At 69.6% G+C, this 21,817-nt stretch carries 19 protein-coding genes and 1 tRNA gene; 6 read left to right on the top strand and 14 right to left on the bottom strand.

From position 1 onward, the window contains the following. Window positions 1-12 precede the first annotated feature (12 nt). Both AACX88_RS02960 and AACX88_RS02955 read right to left on the bottom strand, forming a co-directional pair. The gene (locus AACX88_RS02960; RefSeq protein ID WP_339391619.1) at window positions 13-828 is read right to left on the bottom strand and encodes an SCO1664 family protein; all 816 of its coding nucleotides are present in this window, start codon (window positions 826-828) and stop codon (window positions 13-15) included. Window position 829: 1 nt separating this feature from the next. Further along, on the bottom strand, window positions 830-1,393 hold the full coding sequence (locus AACX88_RS02955; protein ID WP_339391618.1) for a DUF3090 domain-containing protein: 564 nt from the start codon (window positions 1,391-1,393) through the stop codon (window positions 830-832). A gap of 76 nt (window positions 1,394-1,469) precedes the next feature. On the opposite strand from AACX88_RS02955, the gene AACX88_RS02950 reads away from it, so the two are divergent. Beyond that, a complete protein-coding gene (locus AACX88_RS02950) occupies window positions 1,470-1,769 on the top strand; it encodes a hypothetical protein (RefSeq protein ID WP_339391617.1) in 300 nt (99 codons plus the stop codon). A gap of 23 nt (window positions 1,770-1,792) precedes the next feature. Here AACX88_RS02950 and AACX88_RS02945 read toward each other — a convergent pair whose 3' ends face one another. Next, window positions 1,793-2,692: an aldo/keto reductase gene (locus AACX88_RS02945; protein WP_339391615.1), complete on the bottom strand. Its 900-nt coding sequence runs from the start codon at window positions 2,690-2,692 to the stop codon at window positions 1,793-1,795. Between the two features lie 71 nt (window positions 2,693-2,763). On the opposite strand from AACX88_RS02945, the gene AACX88_RS02940 reads away from it, so the two are divergent. Then, complete coding sequence (locus AACX88_RS02940; RefSeq protein WP_339391614.1) at window positions 2,764-3,597, top strand: undecaprenyl-diphosphate phosphatase; 834 nt, start codon at window positions 2,764-2,766, stop codon at window positions 3,595-3,597. A gap of 42 nt (window positions 3,598-3,639) precedes the next feature. Here AACX88_RS02940 and AACX88_RS02935 read toward each other — a convergent pair whose 3' ends face one another. After that, window positions 3,640-4,353 carry a histidine phosphatase family protein gene (locus tag AACX88_RS02935; protein ID WP_339391613.1) on the bottom strand — a complete coding sequence of 238 codons (714 nt, stop codon included), beginning with the start codon at window positions 4,351-4,353 and terminating at the stop codon, window positions 3,640-3,642. 37 nt (window positions 4,354-4,390) lie between these two features. Here AACX88_RS02935 and AACX88_RS02930 point away from each other — a divergent pair, with 37 nt between their 5' ends. Both AACX88_RS02930 and AACX88_RS02925 read left to right on the top strand, forming a co-directional pair. Beyond that, the gene (locus AACX88_RS02930; protein WP_339391612.1) at window positions 4,391-4,594 is read left to right on the top strand and encodes a DUF5703 family protein; all 204 of its coding nucleotides are present in this window, start codon (window positions 4,391-4,393) and stop codon (window positions 4,592-4,594) included. Further along, window positions 4,552-5,583, top strand: coding sequence for a DMT family transporter (locus AACX88_RS02925; RefSeq protein WP_339391611.1), 1,032 nt, complete (start codon window positions 4,552-4,554; stop codon window positions 5,581-5,583). Before AACX88_RS02930 ends, AACX88_RS02925 begins: the two co-directional genes overlap by 43 nt. Here the strand turns inward: AACX88_RS02925 and AACX88_RS02920 are convergent. The 5 genes from AACX88_RS02920 to AACX88_RS02900 form a co-directional block, all read right to left on the bottom strand. Continuing rightward, on the bottom strand, window positions 5,537-6,844 hold the full coding sequence (locus AACX88_RS02920) for a M20/M25/M40 family metallo-hydrolase (protein WP_339391610.1): 1,308 nt from the start codon (window positions 6,842-6,844) through the stop codon (window positions 5,537-5,539). The genes AACX88_RS02925 and AACX88_RS02920 overlap by 47 nt on opposite strands. A 164-nt stretch (window positions 6,845-7,008) precedes the next feature. Further along, window positions 7,009-7,096, bottom strand: a tRNA-Leu gene (locus tag AACX88_RS02915). Between the two features lie 152 nt (window positions 7,097-7,248). Then, window positions 7,249-8,091, bottom strand: coding sequence for a MaoC/PaaZ C-terminal domain-containing protein (locus tag AACX88_RS02910; RefSeq protein WP_339391609.1), 843 nt, complete (start codon window positions 8,089-8,091; stop codon window positions 7,249-7,251). Next, window positions 8,091-9,446 carry a 3-oxoacyl-ACP reductase gene (locus tag AACX88_RS02905; protein WP_339391608.1) on the bottom strand — a complete coding sequence of 452 codons (1,356 nt, stop codon included), beginning with the start codon at window positions 9,444-9,446 and terminating at the stop codon, window positions 8,091-8,093. Before AACX88_RS02905 ends, AACX88_RS02910 begins: the two co-directional genes overlap by 1 nt. Further along, entirely contained in the window at window positions 9,443-10,732 is a 1,290-nt protein-coding gene (locus AACX88_RS02900; protein ID WP_339391607.1) for an acetyl-CoA C-acetyltransferase, read from the bottom strand. The genes AACX88_RS02905 and AACX88_RS02900 overlap by 4 nt, the downstream gene beginning before the upstream one ends. A 58-nt stretch (window positions 10,733-10,790) precedes the next feature. On the opposite strand from AACX88_RS02900, the gene AACX88_RS02895 reads away from it, so the two are divergent. Together AACX88_RS02895 and AACX88_RS02890 are read left to right on the top strand one after the other, a co-directional pair. Continuing rightward, entirely contained in the window at window positions 10,791-11,444 is a 654-nt protein-coding gene (locus AACX88_RS02895) for a TetR/AcrR family transcriptional regulator (protein ID WP_339391606.1), read from the top strand. A gap of 84 nt (window positions 11,445-11,528) precedes the next feature. Continuing rightward, on the top strand, window positions 11,529-13,562 hold the full coding sequence (locus tag AACX88_RS02890; protein ID WP_339391605.1) for an acyl-CoA dehydrogenase family protein: 2,034 nt from the start codon (window positions 11,529-11,531) through the stop codon (window positions 13,560-13,562). Window positions 13,563-13,598: 36 nt separating this feature from the next. Here AACX88_RS02890 and metX read toward each other — a convergent pair whose 3' ends face one another. The 5 genes from metX to AACX88_RS02865 all read right to left on the bottom strand — a co-directional run bounded on the left by metX (window position 13,599) and on the right by AACX88_RS02865 (window position 21,811). Continuing rightward, window positions 13,599-14,633, bottom strand: coding sequence for a homoserine O-acetyltransferase MetX (gene metX / locus AACX88_RS02885; protein WP_339391604.1), 1,035 nt, complete (start codon window positions 14,631-14,633; stop codon window positions 13,599-13,601). A 1-nt stretch (window position 14,634) separates the two neighbouring features. Continuing rightward, entirely contained in the window at window positions 14,635-15,957 is a 1,323-nt protein-coding gene (locus AACX88_RS02880) for a bifunctional o-acetylhomoserine/o-acetylserine sulfhydrylase (protein ID WP_339391603.1), read from the bottom strand. Window positions 15,958-16,076: 119 nt separating this feature from the next. Continuing rightward, complete coding sequence (locus AACX88_RS02875; protein WP_339391602.1) at window positions 16,077-19,448, bottom strand: error-prone DNA polymerase; 3,372 nt, start codon at window positions 19,446-19,448, stop codon at window positions 16,077-16,079. Between the two features lie 19 nt (window positions 19,449-19,467). After that, entirely contained in the window at window positions 19,468-21,150 is a 1,683-nt protein-coding gene (locus AACX88_RS02870; protein WP_339391601.1) for a DNA polymerase Y family protein, read from the bottom strand. Then, window positions 21,140-21,811, bottom strand: a complete 672-nt coding sequence (locus tag AACX88_RS02865; RefSeq protein WP_339391600.1) for a P-loop NTPase family protein — start codon at window positions 21,809-21,811, stop codon at window positions 21,140-21,142. Before AACX88_RS02865 ends, AACX88_RS02870 begins: the two co-directional genes overlap by 11 nt. Between the last annotated feature and the right edge of the window lie 6 nt (window positions 21,812-21,817).

The raw sequence follows: 21,817 nt of genomic DNA, 5'->3' as shown, positions 1-21,817 counted from the left end.
TTCGAGCATTTCCTAGATCGGGGGCCACGGGATGACCGTGCGGTCCCCCGGCGGTTCGGGGAAGACGCCCCCTGCGCGCAGCGCCTGCGCCCGCTGGGACAGTGCGGTGATCTCCGCCTCCGACAGACACTCGCCGAGGTCGTCGGCCAATGCCGCGGGCACGTCGGTCAGCGTGGACAGGGCTGATTCTTCGGCGTCGTCGAACTCTTCCCCGGCGAACCCCCACAGCACGGTGCGCAGCTTCTCCTCGGTGTGGAAGCTCAGTCCGTTGTCGATGCCGTAGACGCCGTCGGCGGCGGGCTCGCCCGGCAGGGTGCTGCCGGTGATGATGTGACCGGCCTTGCGGTCGGCGTTGCCGACGAGCAGGTCGAAGAAGGCGATGCGCCGCAGACCCGGGCCGAGGCCGTGGGAGAGCACGAGGTCCCGTCCGTCCTCGGTGCGCAGGGCGAACATCGGCACATACCCCTCCGGGATCTCGGCGACCGAGGTCAGCGCCACAGGATCCGCCGTACCTGAGGCCTCGACGTAGGCCTGCAGCGAACCGGGACCTGCGCCCAGGTCGGTGCGCAGCACGGTGGGCGGCACGACGCCGAGGTCGAGACCGCGGCTGAGACGGTAGGACGCGACCTCGCGCAGCCCGAGGGTGCCCCGCGCGAAGTCGCGCAGGGGCCGCTCCCCCGACATCGGCTTGTAGACAGCTTTGAGGGTGCGCCCGTCTGCTTCGACGACGACGAGGGCGGTCGCGTTGCTCGCCCGCGGGATCTCGCCCATGAGCGTGCATTCCCCGCTCGTCAGGGCGGTGGAGACGACGCTGTCGACTGAGGCCACGTCAGGCGCGGGCCACGCCGTTGGCGCGGGGGCAGAGATGACCGTCGGGTTCGAGCGGCAGCGAGCAGAACGGGCAGTCGCCGCGCCCGGCGGAGACGACCTGTTCGGCGCGCCTGGCGAACTCCCTGGCCCCTGCGGCGTCGAGGACGGTGCGCAGCACATCGCGCTCGATCGCATCGTCATCGGGGTCCGCCGAGGTGCCGGCCTGAGCGTCCTCCTCGGTGAGTTCGAAGCATTCGACGACGAGTTCGTGCGCGACGGTGTCCCAGCCCAGGCTCATCGTCCCGACCCGGAACTCCGGGTCGATGGGCACGTTGAGCCCGGCATTGTCGATGCGGTCGTCGATCGCGGTCTGCGGCACCCGGGCCGCAGGGTCCTTGACCATGACCATGTCGAGGAGCTCGGTGATGCGGTCGGCGAGGATCTCGACCTGCTCCTTCTCCACGACCACGGTGGTCAGGGAGTTCCCGGACTTCGCCTGGAGGAGGAACGTCCGCTCCCCCGGCAGACCGACCGTGCCGACGACGAACCGGTCGGGAGTGGGGTGATCGTAGAGTGAGGCCATGCCCTCCAGCCTAATCCACAGGCGCGCCGCCCCGAGACCCCTAGGCTCACTCTTCCGACTGGGATACATTTGACTCATGAGCACAGATCCTCGTGAGGCCCTGGACGCATTCCTCGAAGCGGTGAGGGAGCACTTCGCCGCCTCTGCACACCGCAACGGAGACCAAGACCCGCGCGTCGAAGCCGCCTACATGGCGCTCGCCGACGCCTTCGAGATCTACGAAGACGCCATCTACACCGCCTACGACGAGGTGACCCCCTTCGAGCTCTTCGACGACGTCGAGGATGCGAAGGCCGATGAGGAGGACGAGGACTACGACGAGTTCGGCGTCGCCGACGATGACGACGACGAAGACGAGGTCGACGCCCGCCGCTGAGGCACTCAGGTGATCTGAGGCCCTCAGGAGATCTGCTCGAGCACCTCGGCGATCTCCGGTTCCAAGGCGACATCACTGTCCACGATCTGCGCCAGCTGCTCCGGCGTCCTGGCCGAGACGAGCGTCGAGGCGATCCCCCGGTCGCGGTTGAACGCGAGAGCGATGTCGGTCGTGCTCACCCCGAGCGCCGTCGCAGCCCTGCGCACCCCGGCGAGGACCTGTCCGGATCGGTCGTCGAGGTAGGGCGAGACGTAGTCGGCGAGTTCCCCGGCCAGGCGCGAGTCCTGTGGTGTGCCCCGGTGGTATTTGTCGCTGAGCACCCCGCGTCCGAGCCCGGCCCCGGCGATGAGTCCGACCCCTGCGTAGTCGGCGGCCGGCCTGAGTTCGGCGTCGGCCTCGCGGTTGAGCAGAGAGTACTCGCTGATCGCGCACGCGATGGGAATGCCGGCACCGCGCATCTCCGCCAGCTGCCACCCCGTGTGGTGGGACACGCCGACGTAGCGGACGGTGCCGAGGGTGAGCAGGGTGTCGATCGCCGAGGCGGTCTCGGCCCGCTCGACGTCCTCATCGAAGACGTCGAGGACGAGGATGTCGAGGTGGTCGCGACCGCTCGCCTGCAGCAGCTGTGCGACCTGGTCGAGGATGCGCGCGCGACCGAGCCCGAGCTCGATGTGGGAGGACTCACTCAGAGAGACTCCGACCCGGGAGGCGAGCACGATCTCGTCCGGCACGTCGAGCTGCCCGAACACGGCGGCGGCGTGGAGGCCTGAACTGGGAAGTTCGACGAGATTGCCGCCGGCAGCGGCGAAGTCGTCGATGAGGCGCTGCGCCGTTCCCGCGTCGACCCGGTGACCCCATTCGAATGTGCCGAGGCCCACATCGCTGACGTCGAGACCGGTCGTGCCGAGGCGGTTGTGCTTCATGATTCTTGAGGTTACCCGATTCGCCGACTACCGTGGTCACGTTCCCCCACCCCCTGTTCTCAAGGAGACCCATGTACGACTGGCTCGTGGCCGCCGTGCTCGGAATCGTCCAGGCACTCACGGAATTCCTTCCGATCTCGTCGTCGGCGCACGTGCGCATCGTCGGGGAATGGCTCCTGCCGGGACAGGACCCTGGGGCGTTCTTCACCGCGATCATCCAGATCGGCACCGAGCTCGCCGTCGTCGTCTACTTCTGGCACGACATCGTCTCGATCATCTCCAAATGGTGCCTCGCCCTGGTCGGCAAGCACGACCGCAAGGACCCCGAGGTGCGCCTGGGCTGGCTGATCATCATCGGCTCGATCCCCATCGTCGTCATCGGCCTCCTCTTCCAGGACTACATCGAAGGCGCCCTGCGCAGCCTGTGGATCACCGCGACGATGCTCATCGTCTTCGGCCTCATCATCGGCCTCGCCGACTGGGTGGGCAAGAAGCAGTACACGCTCGAGGACATGAAGTGGGGGCAGGGCATCGTCTACGGACTCGCGCAGGCGCTCGCCGTCATCCCCGGTGTCTCCCGATCGGGAGGCACGATCATGGCCGGCCGGTTCATGGGCTTCGAACGCGCCGCGGCCGCCCGATACTCGTTCCTGCTCGCGATCCCCGCCGTCCTCGGTTCGGGCTTCTACGGCGTGTACAAGAGCCTCGGCTCCACGGACATGGTCCTGGGCTGGGGTCCGACGATCCTTGCGACCGTGATCTCCTTCGGCCTCGGCCTCGCCGTCATCCACTGGTTCCTCGGCTACATCAAGACGAAGTCGTTCGCGATCTTCGTGTGGTACCGCGTGGCACTGGGCATCCTCATCTACATCCTGCTCGCCACGAACGTCCTCCAGCCCATCTGACCCGGGTCCCGGCGCCGCAGCTGCCACCCGCCGCCGGGAGGCTCAGGCGAGTCCGCCCCCGCCGGGTGCCGAGCCTTCGGAGAGCCCGGCGGCGGTCACGGACATCGCCGTCATCACCGGCACCCGACCGGAGTAGTCGATGACGGTGAAGGACCCCGGCGCCACGGCCAGGCGCTGGAAGTCATCGAGCGGCATGCCGAGCGCTGCGGCGATGATCGCCTTGATGATGTCGCCGTGGGAGACGATCATCCCCCACGCCCGCGGGCCTGCGGCCTTCTCGCCTGCCGCACCGTCGACGGCACCGGCCGCCTCGGCGGTCCGGGCTTCGACCGCTCGGAGCTCGGCGACGAGCTCGGACACGCCGGCCACGGCCCTCTCGGCCGCCTCGGCGATGGACTCCCCAGCGGGGAAGCGCATCGCGGACGCGTGTTCGCTCACGGTCGTCCATTCGGGTGTCTCGACGAGGTCCTTGAGGCTGCGTCCCGTCCAGTCCCCGTAGTCGAGTTCGGTGAACGCCTCGTCGACCGCGGTCGCTTCGGCGTTCACATACCGTGCAGCGAGCTGTGCGGTCTGCACACAGCGGTCAAGAGGTGAGTGGACGAGTCGGGCAAAGGCGGTGTGCGGAAGCATCCGCAGAGTGTCCGTGAGCGCTGTGACCCCGTCGTCGGTCAGCGACACGCCGGGAGCCCGGCCGGCGAGGATTCCTGCCGTGTTCGCGCTCGAGAGTCCGTGTCGGAGAAGGACGATGACGGGCATACGATCCAGACTAGCCCACGTCGTCTACAGTGGGCCTATGAAACGTCAGCGCCCGAGAATGACCTACGAGTACCGGTCGGTGTCCTTCTCCAAGGACGTTCCGCGCTCCGTCACCCTCCAGGAGCTCAACGACCAGGCCGAGTACGGCCACTGGGAGCTTGCGAGAACGCGGATCTCGGCAGGCGGCACCCGCACCGTGTGGCTGCGGCGCAAGATCATGCCGCTGCCGGCCGCCGGTTGACCCCGACCGGCAGGGGTGCCTCGGCAGGTCTGCTCAGCCTGCTCGCGGCCGGGTTCGTCACCGTCGTCGCCGGCGGCGCGATGTCGCTCCAGGGCCGGGCGAACGGACTGCTCGGACCGATCCTCGGCCATGCCGTCTTCGCCGCCCTCGTCTCCTTCCTCACCGGTCTCCTCATCGTCGGCACGGTGCTCGTCAGCTCACCGCACGCCCGCACCGGTGCCCGCATCCTCACCCGTCTGGTGCGGTCGGGGCGGATGCCGTGGTGGATGCTGCTCGGCGGCCTCAGCGGCGCCCTCGTCGTCATCGCGCAGGCCGCGACGGTGCCGATCATGGGCGTGGCGATGTTCACGATGGCCTTCGTCTCCGGTCAGGTCACCGGCGGTCTCGTCGTCGATGCGACCCGGCTGCCACCGGGCGGGCGGCAGCGTCCCACGCTCCTGCGCGTCATCGGTGTCCTCATCGTCCTCGGGGCCCTCGTCTTCGGTGCCGGTGAGCGTCTGGAGCTCGGTGTGCCCCTATGGGCGCCGCTGCTGCCCTTCGCCTCGGGCACTCTCACCGCGGTCCAGCAGGCGTTCAACGGACGCATCCGCGCGGCCTCCCGGTCGGCCGTGGTGGCCACGACGACGAACTTCCTCACCGGGCTGGCGGCACTGCTCGTGGTCGCCGGGATCGCGATGGCTCTCGGGGCCGCATGGACGGGGTTCCCTGCGGCTCCCGGTCAGTGGTGGCTGCTCCTCGGCGGGGCCTTCGGGGTCGTCTTCATCGGACTGACCTCGCTCACCGTCGCCCGCCTCGGCGTGCTCCTGCTCAGCCTCTTCTCCCTCTTCGGCAATCTGCTCGGCGCCCTCCTCCTCGACGCGCTTCTGCCGCTGCCGGGTTCGCTCGTGAGCACGACGACGGTCATCAGCGCCGCCCTCGTCCTCGTCGGGATCGCGGTGACGATCACGCCTTCATCAGGAAGTCGCCGAGGACGCGGGTTCCGAAGGTGAGGGCGTCGACCGGCACCCGTTCGTCGACGCCGTGGAACATCGCCGGGAAGTCGAGAACACCGGTGAGTCTGAGCGGTGCGAAGCCGTAGCCTGAGATGCCGAGCTCGGACAGCGACTTGTTGTCCGTCCCGCCGGAGAGCGTGTACGGCAGCACCGCAGCCTCGGGATCGGCCGAGCGCAGGCTTGCCTGCATCTGTGCCACGAGCGGGACCGCGAAGGGCGATTCGAGGGCCGGACCCTCCTCATTGACCTCGACGTCGACCCCGACGCCTGCGAGCTCCTTGATCTTGAGCATGACGTCCTCGTGCTGCCCGGGCAGGGTGCGGCAGTCGACGTAGCCGGTCGCGGTGCCCGGGATGACGTTGTGCTTGTAGCCGGCCTTGAGGTATGTGGGGTTCGAGGTGTTCTGCAGGGTCGGGGCGACGAACTTCTCGACGGAGCCGAGTTCGGCGAGGAGTTCGCCGATGGTCTCGGCGGTGAAGGGGATGCCTGTCATCTCGGCGACCCCGGTGAGCAGCTGCCTCGTCGCTGTCGGGATCTCCTGCGGCCATTCGTGCTCGCCGATGCGCGTGATCGCTGCGGCGAGGCGGGTGACCGGGTTGTCGTCGTTGCGCTGGGAGCCGTGTCCTGCCGAACCGTGGGCGATGAGGTTGAGCCACGCGAGGCCCTTCTCGGCGGTCTGGATGAGGTAGACCCGCTGTCCGCGGACGTCGACGGAGTACCCGCCGACCTCGGAGATCGCCTCGGTGGCGCCGGAGAAGAACTCCGGGTGGTTGCGCACGACGTAGCGGGCGCCGTATTCGCCGCCGGCCTCCTCGTCGGCGAAGAACGCGACGATGAGGTCCCGCCTCGGCGAGAGCCCCTGCCGGACCATGTCCCGGATCGAGGCGATGATCATCGCGTCCATGTCCTTCATGTCCACGGCCCCGCGGCCCCAGAGGAGACCGTCCTTGATGACGCCGGCGAACGGGTCGACGGACCAGTCCTCGGCCTGGGCGGGGACGACGTCGGTGTGCCCGTGGACGACGAGGGCCGGGGCGGTGGAGTCGACTCCGGAGATGCGGGTGACCAGCGAGGCCCGGCCGGGCGCGGATTCGACGATCGCGGAGCGCAGACCCACCTCGGCGAACAGGCTCTCGATGAGCTCAGCGGCGGGGCGTTCCGGATTCGCCTTGTTCCCGCCCCAGTTCTGAGTGTCGATGCGGATGAGCTGCTGGCACAGGGATGTCACCTCGGCCTCGGCAGCGCTGAAGTCAAACACGATTGCTCCCCTTCGTTGCGGCGGTGCGAACAGGGTCCACGGTATCCCACCGGGGGCGGGGCACGGACAGCGGGTCCGGGCACCGGATGCGGGGCGTGAGCCGACGGGCCGGGGTGAATGACGGAAGGCCCTTCCGGATCTCTCCGGAAGGGCCTTTCCTGTTGTGCGCGAAGGGGGACTTGAACCCCCACGTCCGATAAGTTGGACACTAGCACCTCAAGCTAGCGCGTCTACCAATTCCGCCACCCGCGCTGGCAACAGGAATTACTCTACACGCGTTCGACGGCGACGCAAAATCGAAACAGCCCGATGTGAGCGACCCCACACGACGGGGCCCTGACCACGGCGTTCATGCCGCGGTCAGGCCCCGTCGCTGAGTGTTCAGGTTCCCGGGTTCCGGCTCCTCAGGACAGCTCTGCCACCTCGGAGAGCACGTGCGGTTTGCCCTTGGCCGGGTCGAACACGGCGAAGCGCGCGGGAGCGTGCCGATGTCCTTCCGTGAACGCGAACCCAACCGTGGACGGCAGGAGGATCGGCTTGGCGAACGCGACGTCCCACCGATAGGACGCCAGCCTCGGGTCGGCCGCCGCGAGTGCCCGCGAGGCCGTGTACATCCCGTGCGCGATGACGCGGGGGAAGCCGAACCCGCGGGCGGCCAGCCCGTTGAGGTGGATCGGATTGTAGTCGCCGGAGACCTTCGCATATCGCTGGCCGATGATCGGGTCGAGACGCCACAGGGCCGTCGGGCGGGGCGCGACGAAGTCCTCCCGTTCGGGCTGGACCTGCGGCTTCGCTCCGTCGAGTCGCTTTCCCTTCGCCAGGTACGTCGTCGTCTCCGTCATCGCCTCCTCCCCGTCGACGAGGGCGCGCATCTCGACGTCGATCGTCGTCCCCGCAGGGTGCTCGAATGGTCCGGAGAGCGAGACGTGGAGGTCGACGACGTCGCCGATGCGCACCGGACGATGGACATCCATCTGGTTGCGCACATGGACCATGCCCACCAGCGGCAGGGGCACGCCCGGATCCGCGAGCAGCTGCATGCTCAGCGGGAACGCGAGGACGTGGAGATAGCCCGGGTGGACGGTGTTGGTCAGCGGGGCATCGACGACGTGGGCGAACCCCGCGTACGCGTCGGCGTCGATGGACAGGCTGCGGCCGATGCCGCGGGTGGGCAGCTCGGAGTCCTGCGCCGATCCGAACGGCAGGGCCTTGAGCAGGGCCTTCGCATAGACGGGAAGCATGCTCATCACGCACCCACCATGTTCTGACCGCACACCCGCAGGGTCTGTCCGTTGATCCCCCGCGCCGAGGCGGAGGCGAGGAAGGCGATCGTCTCGGCGACGTCGACGGGCAGTCCGCCCTGCTGGAGGCTCGAGAGCCGCCGGGCGACCTGCCGGGTCAACGCCGGCATCGCCGCCGTCATATCCGTTTCGATGAACCCGGGAGCGACCGCATTGGCCGTGCCCCCGAGAGCCGCGAAGTCCCCCGCCGAGGCGGCCGTGAGTCCGATGACGCCGGCCTTCGAGGTCGCATAGTTCGTCTGGCCGCGGTTGCCGGCGATCCCCGAGGTCGAGGCCAGGGAGACGACCTGCGCGCCCTCGGCGAAGCGGCCCTGTTCGAACAGGCGGGCGTTGATGCGCGCCTGGGAGGCGATGTTGACGGCGATGACGGACTCCCACCGGGAGGCGTCCATGTTCGCCAGCAGCTTGTCCCGCGTGATCCCCGCATTGTGGACGAGGATGTCGACGCGACCGCCGGCCGCCTCGGCGATCGCATCCGCCGCACCGTCGGCGGTGATGTCGAGCTGCAGGGACTTCCCGCCCACGGCGTTCATCACCTGCGCGAGCGCCTGCCCGGCCTGCGGCATGTCGACCCCGATGAGGTGCGCGCCGTCGCGGGCGAGGACACGGGCCACCTCGGCGCCGATCCCCCGAGCCGCACCGGTGACCACGGCGGTGCGACCGGCCAGCGGACCCGCCTGCCCGGTGGAGAGGAACTCGGCATCGGTCACGGCGGTGCCGGCAGCATCACCGACGGTGATGAACTGGCCGTCGACGTAGGCGGACTTGCCGGAGAGGAGGAACCACAGGGCGGCGATGACCGAGGGGGCGTCGACGGGAACACCCGAACCCAGGAGGATCCCATTGGCCGTCGCGCCCTTGCGCATCTCGTGGGCGAGCGAACGGGTGAACCCGGTCAGCCCCTGAGTCGTCGCTGCGAGCGCGGGATCCTGCTCGCTCGGATTCGGGGCGGTCGAGATCGTCACGACCCGCCCGCACTTCGCCAGGGAGCGCAGCGCCTGGCCGACGCCGAGGACGGTCTCCGAGAGACCCTCGGGGGTGGTGACGTCGTCGAGGACGGCGATGATCGCCCGCAGCGACTCCCCCGCCGCCGCGTGACGGCGGACCTCGAAGTCGTTGTCGAGGAGCAGATCGGCGATGCGCTGGGCACCGGGTCCCGAGCCGAGCACGAGCACGGGCTTGCGCAGATAGGACTCCGGGGTGGACCCGAAACGCTGGAGTTCGACGGGCTGGGGCAGCCCGAGGCTCTTCGCGACCTTCCCGAGAGGGCCGCTCATGAGGTCGAGGTACGTGTCTTTCATGCCGCCTCCACGATCGCGGTGAGTCCCTGGCCGCCTGCCGCACAGATCGAGACGAGGGAGCGCTTCTTGCCGGTGAGCTTGAGGTACTTCGCCGTCGTGGCGATGATGCGCCCGCCGGTCGCGGCGAAGGGATGGCCCGCGGCCAGCGAGGAGCCGAGAGGGTTGAGCTTCGTCCGATCGAGCGAACCGAAGGCGCCGTCGAGGCCGAGCTTCTCGCGTCCGAACTCCTCGGACTCCCACGCCGCGAGATGGGCGAGCACGGTCGAGGCGAACGCCTCGTGGATCTCGAAGACGTCGAAGTCCTCGAACGTCAGACCGTTGCGGGCGAGCAGGCGCGGAACCGCGTACGCGGGTGCCATGAGCAGGCCCTCGGCGCCGTCGACGAAGTCCACGGCCGCGGCCTCGGCGTCGACGAGCCGAGCCAGCGGGGTGAACCCGTGCTCGGCGGCCCAGTCCTCGCTGCCGAGCAGGACGGAGGACGCGCCGTCGGTGAGCGGCGTCGAGTTGCCCGCTGTCATCGTCGCAGGCTCCGGCAGGCGCTTGCCGAAGACCGGGGAGAGCTTGGCAAGGGATTCGAGGCTCGAGTCGGCACGGAGGTTCGTGTCCCGGCTGACCCCGAGGTAGGGGGTGACGAGGTCGTCGAAGAAGCCCTCGTCCCACGCCCGGGCCAATCCCTGATGGGAGGCGAGGGCGAGTTCGTCCTGGGCTTCCCGGCTGATCCCCCAGGCCGCGGTCGTGATCGCCTGGTGCTCGCCCATGCTCAGACCCGTGCGGGGCTCGCCCGTCGACGGGGCCTGCGGGGCGAGGTAGGCGGGACGGATCTGGGCGGCGATGCGCATGCGCTGGGTCAGCGTCTTCGCCCGGGAGAGCTCGAGGAGGATCTCGCGCAGCGAGTCCCCGACGACGATGGGGGCGTCCGAGGCCGAGTCGACGCCCGAGGCGATGCCGGACTCGATCTGGCCGGCGTTGATCTTGTTCGTCAGGCTGACCACGGTCTCAAGCCCCGTCGCGCACGCTTGGCCGATGTCGTAGGCGGGGGTGGTGGGCGAGAGCGCCGAGCCGAGCACGGCCTCCCGGGTGAGGTTGAAGTCCTTCGAGTGCTTGAGCACCGCGCCGCCGGCGACCTCGCCGATCGTCTCCCCTGCCAGACCGAAGCGGGCGACGAGGCCGTCGATCGTCGAGGTGAGCATGTCGAGATTGCTGGCCTTCGCGTACTGCTTGTTCGAGCGGGCGAAGGGGATGCGGTTGCCGCCGAGGATGACGGCGCGTTGGGTGGGAGCGGACATTGGCACCTCCGTTGAGTGGAATTAGCTGATACCGACAGTACCTGTTACCGTCTGTAACATGAAATCGCTCACAGACGGCCGCTCGACTCGGTGGCAGGAGCACCGCGACAGCCGCAGGCGCGAACTCCTTCGTGCCGTCCGCCACGTCGTCGACGAACACGGCGACGATCTCTCGATGGAGCAGATCTCCGAGCACTCGGGAACGACGAAGGCGGTTCTCTACCGCTACTTCACCGACCGCGCCGGCCTCCAGGAGGCGATGGGCGGCTGGGCCATGCAGGTGATCGCGACCTCCCTCGACGAGGCCAGCGCCGACCGGGTCCCCTCCGGTTCGGGAGAGGGGCAGCGCGTGGACAGGCAGGAGACGCTCGAGGCGATGATCCGCGCCTTCGTCGACCTCGCCGCGGGAGCCCCGAACGTCTACCGGTTCTGCGACCAGGCCGTGGGGCGTTTCGATCCCGGCGAACAGGGCGGCTTCTTCCGCGAGGTCGCCGAGCTGCTGGCAGAGCGGCTCGACCTCGACGTCACCGACGGACGGTTCGACGGCGACGACGGGAAGCTGTGGGCGGCAGGGGCGATCGGGTTCGTCCGCGCCGCCACGGAGACCTGGCTCAAGTCACCCGGCTCCCCCGACACATTCGCCGCCTCGGTGAGCACCTGGCTCTGGGCCTCCCTGCCGCCCGAAGCCCACGGCGGGCCGCCGAGGTCCTGACCCTTCCCTCCGACCACCACTCGCCACCGACTACTCCTCTCCGACCATCGACTCGTCCGCACCCAGCAGATCAGGAGCACCCACATGAACGACTTCGCCCTCGACCTCGACCCCGCAGCCATCCAGTCGATCCTCGACGGTGCCTGGGCCGACGCCCGACACCTGGGACGCCAGCTCGCCTTGGACGAGACCACCCACCTCGATCCCGCCGACGACCTCGAGACCACGCGGGCGAACACGCTCGCAGCCGTCGGACTCATGGCCGCCACCGAACTGCCGCTCGCCGCACTGCCGAAGTCCCTGGGCGGGACCAATGAGCACGCCCGCACAGTCGCCGGATTCGAGGAGACGGTCACCGCCTCACCGAGCCTGCAGATCAAGGCCGGCGTCCAGTTCGGCCTCTTCGGCGGTGCGATCCTCCACCTCGGCAATCCGGACCAGCACGCCCAGTGGCTCGTACCCGCCCAGCGCGGCGAACTCCTCGGGTCGTTCGCGATGACCGAGATCGGCCACGGCTCCGACGTCGCAGCGATCGGCACCACGGCCACCTTCGATGCGCAGACCGACGAATTCGTCATCGACACCCCATTCACGGCCGCGACGAAGGAGTACATCGGCAATGCCGCCCGCGACGCCCGGGCCGCCGTCGTCTTCGCACAGCTCATCACCGCAGGCGTCAACCACGGCGTGCACGCGTTCTTCGTGCCCGTGCGCGATGCCGACGGCCAGCCGCTGTCGGGCATCACGATCGACGACGACGGCTTCAAGGGCGGCCTCAAGGGCGTCGACAACGGCCGTTTCGCCTTCGACCAGGTGCGGATTCCGCGCACGAACCTCCTCGACCGCTACGGCGCCGTCGACGCCGAGGGCGCGTACTCCTCCCCCATCGACTCCCCTGGACGCCGGTTCTTCACGATGCTCGGCACCCTCGTCCAGGGACGCGTCTCCCTCGACGGGGCCGCGGTCGTCGCGAGCAAGCTCGCCCTCGACATCGCGATCCGCTACGGCCTCGAACGCAAGCAGTTCACCACCGTCGACGACTACCGGGAGACGACGCTGCTGGACTACCAGCAGCACCAGCGCAGGCTCATGCCCGCACTCGCCGCCACCTACGCCTCGGCGCTCGCCCACGAGAAGCTGCTCACCTCCTTCGAGGAGGTGTTCTCCGGCGCCGACGACAGCGAGGAGAACCGGGCCCTGCTCGAGACCCGGGCCGCGGCGTTCAAATCCGATTCGACGTGGATGGCCCTCGACGTCATCCAGGAATGCCGGGAGGCATGCGGCGGGGCCGGATTCATGGCTGAGAACCGTCTCGTGGGTCTACGCGCGGACATGGACGTCTACGTCACCTTCGAAGGCGACAACACCGTCCTCCTCCAGCTCGTGGCCAAGCGCATCCTCGGCGACTATGCGAAGGAGTTCGCGCACATCGACGTCGGCGGCGCCGCCCGCTTCATCGGCACGCAGGCCGCCGAGCACACCCTCTACCGCACCGGTCTGGCCAATGCGGGCCTGGCGATCTCCGATGTCTTCACCCCCAACCTCTCCGAGCGCCGCATCCGCTCGGGCCGGCTCCAGCGCACGCTGCTCGAATCCCGGCTCGAGGTCATGGTCTCCGGTCTCGCGGCCGCCCTGCGCCCCGCCGCGAAGCTCTCTCCGGAGAAGGCCGCCGAGCTGTTCAACTCCCACCAGCACGAACTCGTCGAGATGGCCCGTGCCTACGTCGAGCTCGAGAAGTGGAAGGCCATCGACGAGGCGATGAAGTCGCAGACGGATCCCGCCCAGGAGAAGGTCTTCCGCCGGCTGCGCGACACCTACGGCCTCAGTCTCGTCGAGAAGCACATGGGCTGGCACCTCATGTACGGCCGCCTGCCCATGTCCCGGGCCCGGCAGGTCGGAGACACACTCAACCGTCTGTGTGCGAAGCTCGCCGCGAACGCCTTGGACCTCGTCGACGCCTTCGGCTACGGCGATGACCACCGGCGGGCGACGATCGCCACGGGCATCGAGGCCGAACGGCAGGCCGAAGCCGCCGCGTACTACCGGCGGGCCAGGGCGCAGCGGGACTACCCGGTGCCGGAGAAGCAGCTCAAGCGCACCGGCTCCCGCACGGCCTGAGGCCTGGCCCGCTGAGCCCATCGCGCCTCGGCGGGCTCAGCGGGTGAGGAACTCCCGCAGGGCCGCGGACACGGCGGCTGCCTCAGTGAGGAAGCCGTCGTGTCCGACCGGTGAGTCGATGACCCGATGGTCGACCTTTCCCGGCAGGTGACGGGCGAGATGCTCGACCTGGGACGGGGGGAAGAGCCGGTCGGAGGACACGGAGACGACGAGGCTGTCGGTGCAGGCCTCCGACAGCGCGGTGCGCAGATCCGCCGAGCGTCCGGTGCGGACGTCGTGGTCGCGCAGGGCGCGGGTGAGGAGGACGTAGCTGTGCGGGTCGAAGCGCGCGGTGAGCTTCTTCGCCTGATGGTCGAGGTACGAGGTGACCTCGTAGTAGTCGGCCGCGCGCCGCCGGCGGGAGAAGCGCTGATTGAGGTCGGCGTCGTTGCGATAGGTCAGGTGGGCGATCTGCCGGGCCAGACCGAGCCCCGCCGTGGGGAAGCGGCCGATCGCGGTGTAGTCGCCCGAACAGTAGTCGGGGTCGAGTTCGATGGCCCGCTCCTGCATCATCGCCCACGCGATCTGGTCTGCTTCGGCGAAGGCCGGGGCGGCGATGATCGCGCATTTGCGGGTCTTGCGGCGGTCGAGGAGACCGAATTCGAGCGCTCTGGCCCCGCCCATCGACCCGCCGACGACGGCATGCCAGGTCTCGATGCCCAGGATCTGGGTGAGGTTGTGCTCCAGCCGGGCCATGTCCCGGATCGTCACGGTCGGGAACCGCGACCCGTACGGCAGGCCGTCGGAGAAGGTCGACTGCGGTCCCGTCGTGCCCGAGCATCCTCCCAGAGCGTTCGCGCACACGACGAAGTACTCGTTCGTGTCGATCGCCTGTCCGGGCCCGACGACCCCGGACCACCACTCGGTGGCCCGGGTGTCGCCGGTGAGCGCATGCTCGATGAGGATCGCGTTCGACCGGTCGGCGTTGAGGGTGCCGAAGGTCTCGTAGGCGATCTCGACGGTGCCGAACGTGTGCCCGGAATCCGTGGTGAAGCCGAGGATCGATTCCACCGAGGTGCTCTGGGTGGTCATCTCACGCAGCGGTCGTGACCGTGGCCGCGGCCGCGGCGAATCCGGCGTCGAGGTCGGCGAGGATGTCGTCGATGCCTTCGAGCCCGACCGAGAGGCGCACGAGGCCGGGGTTGACCCCCGCAGCGGCCTGGGCCTCCTCCGAGAGCTGCGAATGCGTCGTCGAGGCAGGGTGGATGACGAGGGATCGGACGTCGCCGATGTTGGCCACGAGCGAGTGGAGTTCGAGGGCGTCGACGAAGGCGACGGCCGCGTCGTAGCCGCCGGCGATGTCGAAGGCGAGCACCGAACCGACGCCGTTGGGCAGGTACTTCTCGGCCCGTTCATGCCATGGGCTCGACTCGAGTCCCGCATAGGCGACCCGGGTAACCTGGTCGTGGCCTTCGAGGTAGGCGGCGACCCGCTGCGCATTGGCGACGTGGCGTTCGATGCGCAGGCTCAGCGTCTCCAGCCCCTGGGCGATGAGGAAGGCGTTGAACGGGCTGATCGCGGGTCCGAGGTCGCGCAGCAGCTGGACGCGCAGCTTGAGTCCGTAGGAGACGTTGGCCCCGAACGGGGAGTCCGCGCCGAGGTCGCGGGCGTAGACGAGGCCGTTGTACGACTCGTCGGGGGTGTTGAAGCCGGGGAAGCGCTGCGGGTGCGCACCGTAGTCGAAGGTGCCGCCGTCGACGACGACCCCGGCGATCGAGGTGCCGTGCCCGCCGAGGTACTTCGTCGCCGAGTGGATGACGACGTCGGCACCGTGTTCGATGGGGCGCACGAGGTAGGGGCTGGCGAGGGTGTTGTCGACGAGCAGCGGGACCCCGGCCGCGTGGGCGGTGTCGGCGACGGCGGTGATGTCGAGGACGTCGGAGCGGGGGTTGGAGACCACCTCGGCGAAGAAGAGCTTCGTGTTCTCCTGCACGGCGCCCTGCCACGCATCGAGGTCGTCGACGTCGACGAACGTCGTGGAGATGCCGAGCTTGCGCAGGGTGACGTCGAGGAGGTTGTACGTGCCGCCGTAGAGGCTGCGGCTGGCCACGATGTGGTCACCGGCTTCGGCGATGTTGGCGATCGCGAGGAACTCCGCGGACTGCCCCGAGGCGGTGAGGACGGCATGGACGCCGCCTTCGAGGTCGGCGATGCGGTTCTCGACGACCTCGGTCGTCGGGTTCGTGATGCGGGTGTAGATGGGGCCGAGTTCGGCCAGGGCGAACCGGTTCTTCGCCTGGTCGTTGTCGGCGAAGACGTACGAGGTGGTCTGGTGGATGGGCAGGGCGCGGGCGCCCGTCGCCGGGTCGGGGGTCTGGCCGGCGTGGATCTGACGGGTTTCGAATGACTGGGCCATGGCTTCTCCTTCGCACAGGTGGTGATCCCACTCTCACCGCCGGGCGCGGTTCTCCCCGTCGAACTCGTCATGAACCTGTCACCGACCGTCATCTTTCGTCACGCGGCGGCGTTCGGGCCTCAGCGGAAGTTGCGGGCCTTCGTCGGCAGCTGCACCTCAAGCGGGACGAGCTTGTGCGCGTAGAGGCTCACGACCTCTCCCCCGCGCTGGATGAGGCCGGAGACGACGAGGGCGTTGCGGGAGGTCGCAACCGAACGGAACCGCTTCATCAGTCCCGCCGTGGCGACGACGTTGAGCATCCCGAACTCGTCCTCGAGGTTGATGAACGTGATCCCCGAGGCGGTCGCCGGCCGCTGCCGGTGGGTGACGAGGGCGGCCACGGTCAGCCGTTTCCCGTCGGGGGCTGCGGCGGCGTCGGCCGTCGAGGCGTACCCGCGCTCGGTCAGCGCCTGCCGCAGGATCTCCGTCGGGTAGCCGTCGACGGTGATGCCCGTGGAGAAGAGCTCGGCCAGGGTCGTCTCGAAGGAGTCCATCGTCGGCAGCGCGGGAGCATGGGAGACGGTCGCGGTGCCCGGCAGCACTCCCGGGTGGGCGCCGGCGACTCCCCCGGCCAGCCACAGCGCCTGCCTGCGGTCGAGGTCGAAACCGGCCAGGGCGCCGGCGGTCGCGAGACCCTCGAGGGCCTGCTTGCCGATGCCGGTGCGTTCGGCGAGGTCGGCCACCGAGGCGAAGGGACCGTTCGCGCGTTCGGCGACGATCACCTCGGCGAAGGAGCCGACATGGGAGACCTCATCGAGTCCGAGCCGGATCCCCAGCTCCCCGGATTCGGTGCGTTCGAGGTCGCTGCCGGCGTTCGAGCGCGCGACGTCGACGGGCAGGATCGGCACCCCGTGCCGGCGGGCGTCGGCGATGAGCGACTGCGGGGAGTAGAAGCCCATCGGCTGGGCCCGGAGCAGGCCCGCAGTGAACGCGGCATGGTGGTGGAACTTGAACCACGCGGACTGGTAGACGAGGTTGGCGAAGCTGATCGCATGGGATTCGGGGAACCCGTAGTTCGCAAACGCCGCGATCGTGGAGAAGATCGTCTCCGCGGTGTCCTCGGCAACGCCTCGGGCACGAGCCCCGGTGCGGAACTTCTCGGCGAGTTCGGCCATCCGCCGCTCCGAGCGGCGTGAGCCCATCGCCTGCCGCAACCGGTCGGCGTCGGCTCCGGAGAAGCCGCCGACGTCGATGGCCATCTGCATGAGCTGCTCCTGGAACAGCGGCACTCCGCACGTCTTCGCCAGCGACTTCTCGAGCAGCGGATGGAGGTATTCGATCGGGTCGAGTCCCTGCCGCCTGCGGATGTAGGGGTGGACGGAGCCGCCCTGGATGGGTCCGGGGCGGATGAGGGCGACCTCGACGGCGAGGTCGTAGAACTCCGTCGGCTTCAGCCTGGGCAGGGTTGCGAGCTGGGCCCGGGATTCGACCTGGAAGACGCCGACGGCATCGGCCCGGCAGAGCATCGCGTAGACCTCCTCGTCCTCATCGTCGATGAGCGCCCGGTCGATGCGCTGCCCGGTGTGGCGTTCGACGAGGTCGACCATCTCGTGGAGGGCGGTGAGCATGCCGAGGCCGAGGAGGTCGAACTTGACGAGGTCCATCGCCGCACAGTCGTCCTTGTCCCATTGGACGACGGTGCGGTGGTCCATCGTCGCATGCTCGATGGGCACCACCTCGCCGATGGGGCGGTCGGCGAGGATCATCCCCCCGGAGTGGATGCCCAGGTGGCGGGGTGAGCCGAGCAGGTCGCCGGCGACGTCGAGGACCTGCGCGGGCACGGGTGAGTCCTGCGCCTCGGGCAGGGTGGACCAGCGGTTGCTCGCCTTCGAGAACGCGTCCTGCTGGCCCGGGGCGTAGCCGAGGCTGAACGCGGCGTCCCGGATCGCCGACTTCGCACGGTAGGTGATGACGTTGGCGACCTGGGCGGCACGGTCGCGGCCGAAGTGGTCGTAGACGTACTGGATGACCTCCTCCCGGCGCCCCGATTCGATGTCGATGTCGATGTCGGGGTACCCCTTGCGGTCCGGGGAGAGGAAGCGGTCGAAGAGGAGGTTGTGCTTGACCGCGTCGACGGCGGTGATGTCGAGGACGTAGCAGACCGCGGAGTTCGCCGCCGAGCCGCGGCCCTGGCAGAAGATCGACTCCCGATGGCAGAAGCTCGTGATGTCGTGGACGATGAGGAAGTACCCGCAGAAGCCGAGCTCGGCGATCATGTCCATCTCCCGGTCGAGCTGCTCCCACGCCCGGGGGTGCTGAGCACGCGTGCCGTAGCGGCGCAGACCGCAGTCGGTGACGAGCTGCCGCAGGTACTCCTCGGCGTCGCGGTCCTCGGGCATCGGGGCGCGCGGCAGCTCGGGGCGCGCGGTCTCGAGGGTGAACGCGCACTCCGCACCGATCCGCACCGCCCCGTCGAGGGCGGCGGCAGGGAACCGCGCGGCCATCTCCGCACCCGTGTGGATCCGGTTGACCGCGGTCGTCGGCAGCCACCCGGCGAGCTCGTCGAGGGGACGCCGGGAGCGCACGGAGGCCCGCACCTGCGCCGAACGCCAGTGCGCGCGGCTCGCGAAGTGGACGTTGCTGCTCGCCGTGACCGGCAGTCCCGTCCGCTGTGCCAGTTCGCCGAGGTGGCGCAGCCTCTCGTCGTCATCCGGGGTGCCGTCGCGGCTGAGTTCGACGGCCAGCGACTCAGGTCCGAAGAGCGCGGTCAGCCGGCGCAGGGCCGCGAGTCCGCCGTCGGGATCGCCCAGGGCCCGCCGCAGCGGACCCTTGCGGCAGCCGGTGAGGACCATCCAGTCCGCGCTCCTGGCCGCGAGGTCCTCGAGGTCGAAGACGGGACGGTTCTTCTCCCCGCGGAGGTTCGCCTCGGTGATCGCCGCCGAGAGGCTGCGGTAGCCCTCGACCCCGCGGGCGAGGACGAGGAGATGGGTGGCCTCGGGATCGGTCTGGCCGGGGATCTTCTCACTCAGCCCGACGGAGAGTTCGGCGCCGAAGACCGTGGGCAGGTCCGCCTCGGCGGCGGCATGGGCGAAGCGGACGGCGCCGTAGAGGCCGTTGTGGTCGGTCAGGGCCATCGCGGACAGCCCCGCGGCTGCCCCTGCGGCCACGAGGTCCTCGGGGTCGGAGGCTCCGTCGAGGAAGCTGAACTGCGAATGCACGTGCAGCTCCGCCCACGGTCGAGGCGGACTCATACGCAGGAGCGGACCGGCCGGTGAGGACGGTGTCCGGGCGGGCATCGCGTAGCGGGAGACGCTGTCGAGGCCGCGCGGACCGACGGAGACCGGGTAGCGGTCGGGGCGGGAGAACGCGGGGGCATCGGAGCCGTCGGCGTGCTTGTCGACGGGGCGGGCGTTCGAGCCGGCGGGCGCGTCCTCTTTGCCTTCTCGACCCTCTTTGCCTTCGAGGCGGCGGGCGAGCTCCGACCAGGGGGTGCGCGGATTCGAGAACCCCATCAGCAGTACCGTCCCGTCATCAGCAGTACCGTCCCGTGAGGTACCACTGGCCGGATTCCCGGCTCAGCAGCAGTGCGCGCCCGGATTCGGTGACGACCTGGAGGCGGGTCCGGTAGGTCGCCCGCTGCGGGTCCCACCATCCTGATTCGATCGGCCACGAGCCGGAGAAGTCGACGATCGCCTCGGTGGTGCCGGTGGGGAAGCGGATCGCGCTGGGGGCTGCGGCGAGTCCGGAGGGGCGGGCCTCGACCGGTCCTCCCCCGGCGGCGAAGACGTCGACGGGCACATGGTCGACGGTGGTCGGTCGGGGGGCGCGCAGAGCTCCCGGCCACGGCGCCTCCGGGGTGCGGGCGGGGGTCGCCGCCTGCTGCCACGGGGTCCAGAGGTTCGTCTCGGCCGGATCCCACCCGCCCTGGAGGCGGGGCACGAGCACGGCATCGGGTCCGAAGAGTCCCTGCAGGCGTTCGAGCGTGTGCGTGACCTGCCCGGTGTTCTCGTCGAAGAGGCTCCGGGTCGCCCCGAGAGGGGTCGTGAGCTCGGCGGCGACGAGGCCGAGCGCAGTGATCCCCTCAGCGGAGAAGTCCTCAGGATCCGGTCCCGGATCGTATTCGCCTTCGACATCCCCCCGCCCGGCACTGCCGCCCGCGCTGCCACTGCGTCCGGCGTTCGCGCGTCCAGCGGTGCTGTCTCCGGCCCCACCGCGTCCCGCACTGCCGCGTCCGGCGCCGGCGAGCCAGCCTTCGGCCTGCCAGCGCAGGCGGTCGGCGATGGCGTTCTCGCTCATGTCCTCGATCCGCCACGTCCGACTCGAGGACTGGCCCCCGGCGGCGAGGAGGGCGATCGTGATCTGCGTGCACACGAGTCCGCTGCTGCGGACCCGGCCGAGCAGGTCGGCGGCGAGCTGCCTGGCGAGGAAGCCGAGGGTGTCGCTGCGGGTCGTCGGCTCCTCGAGGGTGCTCTCGACCCGCAGGCTCTCTTCGCGGATGTGGTCGCGCAGGGGTGCCTGCGCCCGTCCCGAGGCCAGGTCGTGGGCATGACGGCCGAGCGGACCGAACCGGGAGAGCACATCACCGGCGTCGAGGGCGGCGAGTGCCCCCAGGGTGCGCAGGCCGAGCTGGACGAAGACGTCGATGAGCTCGGCCCACTTCCCCTCGGTGTGCGTCAGGGCGGTGATCGGCTGGGCGGCGAGGAACTCCACGGTCTTCCCCGGGGCGACCCGGCGCGCCTGCCCGGCGGCGATCCGCGCAGCGAAGACGGTCGCGGCGATGCCGGGGAAGAACTCCCACCCCGTCGAGTCCACGAGTGCGGAGATGAGTGCTTCGACGGCTGCGGCCTCATCGGCGTAGCCGTGCCGGAGGGCGTCGAGGGGGATCGCGAGCGTTCCCGGTGCGAGCAGCGTGAAGCGGGCGACGAGCTCTTCGAGTGCGCCCACCCCGCCGGAGAAGTGACGGTTGTCGACGTCTTCGTCCCACGGCAGCACCTGAGCCTCGGGACAGCGGTAGTTCGCCGCCCGCTTGTTGCTGCCGATGGCGATGCCCGCGGCCCGAGCCGGCGCGTTCGCGGCGATGACGCGGCCCGCGTGGAGGACGGCGACAGGGGTTCCCGGGCTGAGGTCGTGTTCGGCGGCGGCTGCCACGGTCGGCCAGTCGGGGACGGTGAGGACGAGGATGCGCCCGCGGTCGGTCTCGGGCTCAGCTGACACTGCGGATCACCGGCCTCTCCCCCAGCCCCGCCGAGGCGACCGCCTCGGCGGGGGTGCCGTCGGGACCGGGCAGGAGGAAACGGTGGACGCCGGTCTGCGAGCGGGCCTCGACGAGGCACGACTGGAGACGTCCGCGGCCGTGGTCGGTGCCCGACCAGCCGAGACCGGTGATCTCGATCTGCTCCGTGCTGCCGGCCAGGGGGCTGAGGCTGATGAAGCTCACCTTCCTCTCCCGCACCTTCGCCAGCAGTCGGGCGCGTTCGCCCGCGCTCGGGAGGTAGGCGGGGTCGACGAGGAGGACATCGAAGGATTCGATGAGGATCGAGGCCACGCGCAGCCAGTCCTGCGGTGGGGTGGCGAGGTTGACGAAGCGGTCGAGGTCGATGCCGAGGTCGGCGATCGAGGACACGGCGGGTTCGCCGAGGCCGATGCCGGCGCACCACTTCTGCTCCTGGGTGGAGGCGGCGATCGTCGCGAGAGCGCAGGTCAGGGACTGTCCGCCGGTGAAGGAGACGATCTCGCCGCGCGGCAGACCGCCGCGGCGGAAGATCGGCGCGAGCACAGGATGCACGGGCCGAGGCGGATGGCTGTCGAACAGGGAGGTCGCCGTGGAGATCCCCATCTCCCGGCTGAGCTGTTCGACGAGTGGTGCTGCGGACATAACATC

The sequence above is a fragment of the Brevibacterium metallidurans genome (genome assembly GCF_037101285.1).
Classification (GTDB): domain Bacteria; phylum Actinomycetota; class Actinomycetes; order Actinomycetales; family Brevibacteriaceae; genus Brevibacterium; species Brevibacterium metallidurans.
This window is presented reverse-complemented; position numbering and strand designations above follow the sequence as displayed.

What these genes read in the sequence shown, in the direction of transcription:
- AACX88_RS02955 (WP_339391618.1), bottom strand. Translation starts at nt 1,393, where the DNA reads ATGGCCTCACTCTACGATCACCCCACTCCCGACCGGTTCGTCGTCGGC.
- AACX88_RS02950 (WP_339391617.1), top strand. Translation starts at nt 1,470, where the DNA reads ATGAGCACAGATCCTCGTGAGGCCCTGGACGCATTCCTCGAAGCGGTG.
- AACX88_RS02945 (WP_339391615.1), bottom strand. Translation starts at nt 2,692, where the DNA reads ATGAAGCACAACCGCCTCGGCACGACCGGTCTCGACGTCAGCGATGTG.
- AACX88_RS02940 (WP_339391614.1), top strand. Translation starts at nt 2,764, where the DNA reads ATGTACGACTGGCTCGTGGCCGCCGTGCTCGGAATCGTCCAGGCACTC.
- AACX88_RS02935 (WP_339391613.1), bottom strand. Translation starts at nt 4,353, where the DNA reads ATGCCCGTCATCGTCCTTCTCCGACACGGACTCTCGAGCGCGAACACG.
- AACX88_RS02930 (WP_339391612.1), top strand. Translation starts at nt 4,391, where the DNA reads ATGAAACGTCAGCGCCCGAGAATGACCTACGAGTACCGGTCGGTGTCC.
- AACX88_RS02910 (WP_339391609.1), bottom strand. Translation starts at nt 8,091, where the DNA reads ATGAGCATGCTTCCCGTCTATGCGAAGGCCCTGCTCAAGGCCCTGCCG.
- AACX88_RS02905 (WP_339391608.1), bottom strand. Translation starts at nt 9,446, where the DNA reads ATGAAAGACACGTACCTCGACCTCATGAGCGGCCCTCTCGGGAAGGTC.
- AACX88_RS02900 (WP_339391607.1), bottom strand. Translation starts at nt 10,732, where the DNA reads ATGTCCGCTCCCACCCAACGCGCCGTCATCCTCGGCGGCAACCGCATC.
- AACX88_RS02895 (WP_339391606.1), top strand. Translation starts at nt 10,791, where the DNA reads ATGAAATCGCTCACAGACGGCCGCTCGACTCGGTGGCAGGAGCACCGC.
- AACX88_RS02890 (WP_339391605.1), top strand. Translation starts at nt 11,529, where the DNA reads ATGAACGACTTCGCCCTCGACCTCGACCCCGCAGCCATCCAGTCGATC.
- metX (WP_339391604.1), bottom strand. Translation starts at nt 14,633, where the DNA reads ATGACCACCCAGAGCACCTCGGTGGAATCGATCCTCGGCTTCACCACG.
- AACX88_RS02880 (WP_339391603.1), bottom strand. Translation starts at nt 15,957, where the DNA reads ATGGCCCAGTCATTCGAAACCCGTCAGATCCACGCCGGCCAGACCCCC.
- AACX88_RS02875 (WP_339391602.1), bottom strand. Translation starts at nt 19,448, where the DNA reads ATGGGGTTCTCGAATCCGCGCACCCCCTGGTCGGAGCTCGCCCGCCGC.
- AACX88_RS02865 (WP_339391600.1), bottom strand. Translation starts at nt 21,811, where the DNA reads ATGTCCGCAGCACCACTCGTCGAACAGCTCAGCCGGGAGATGGGGATC.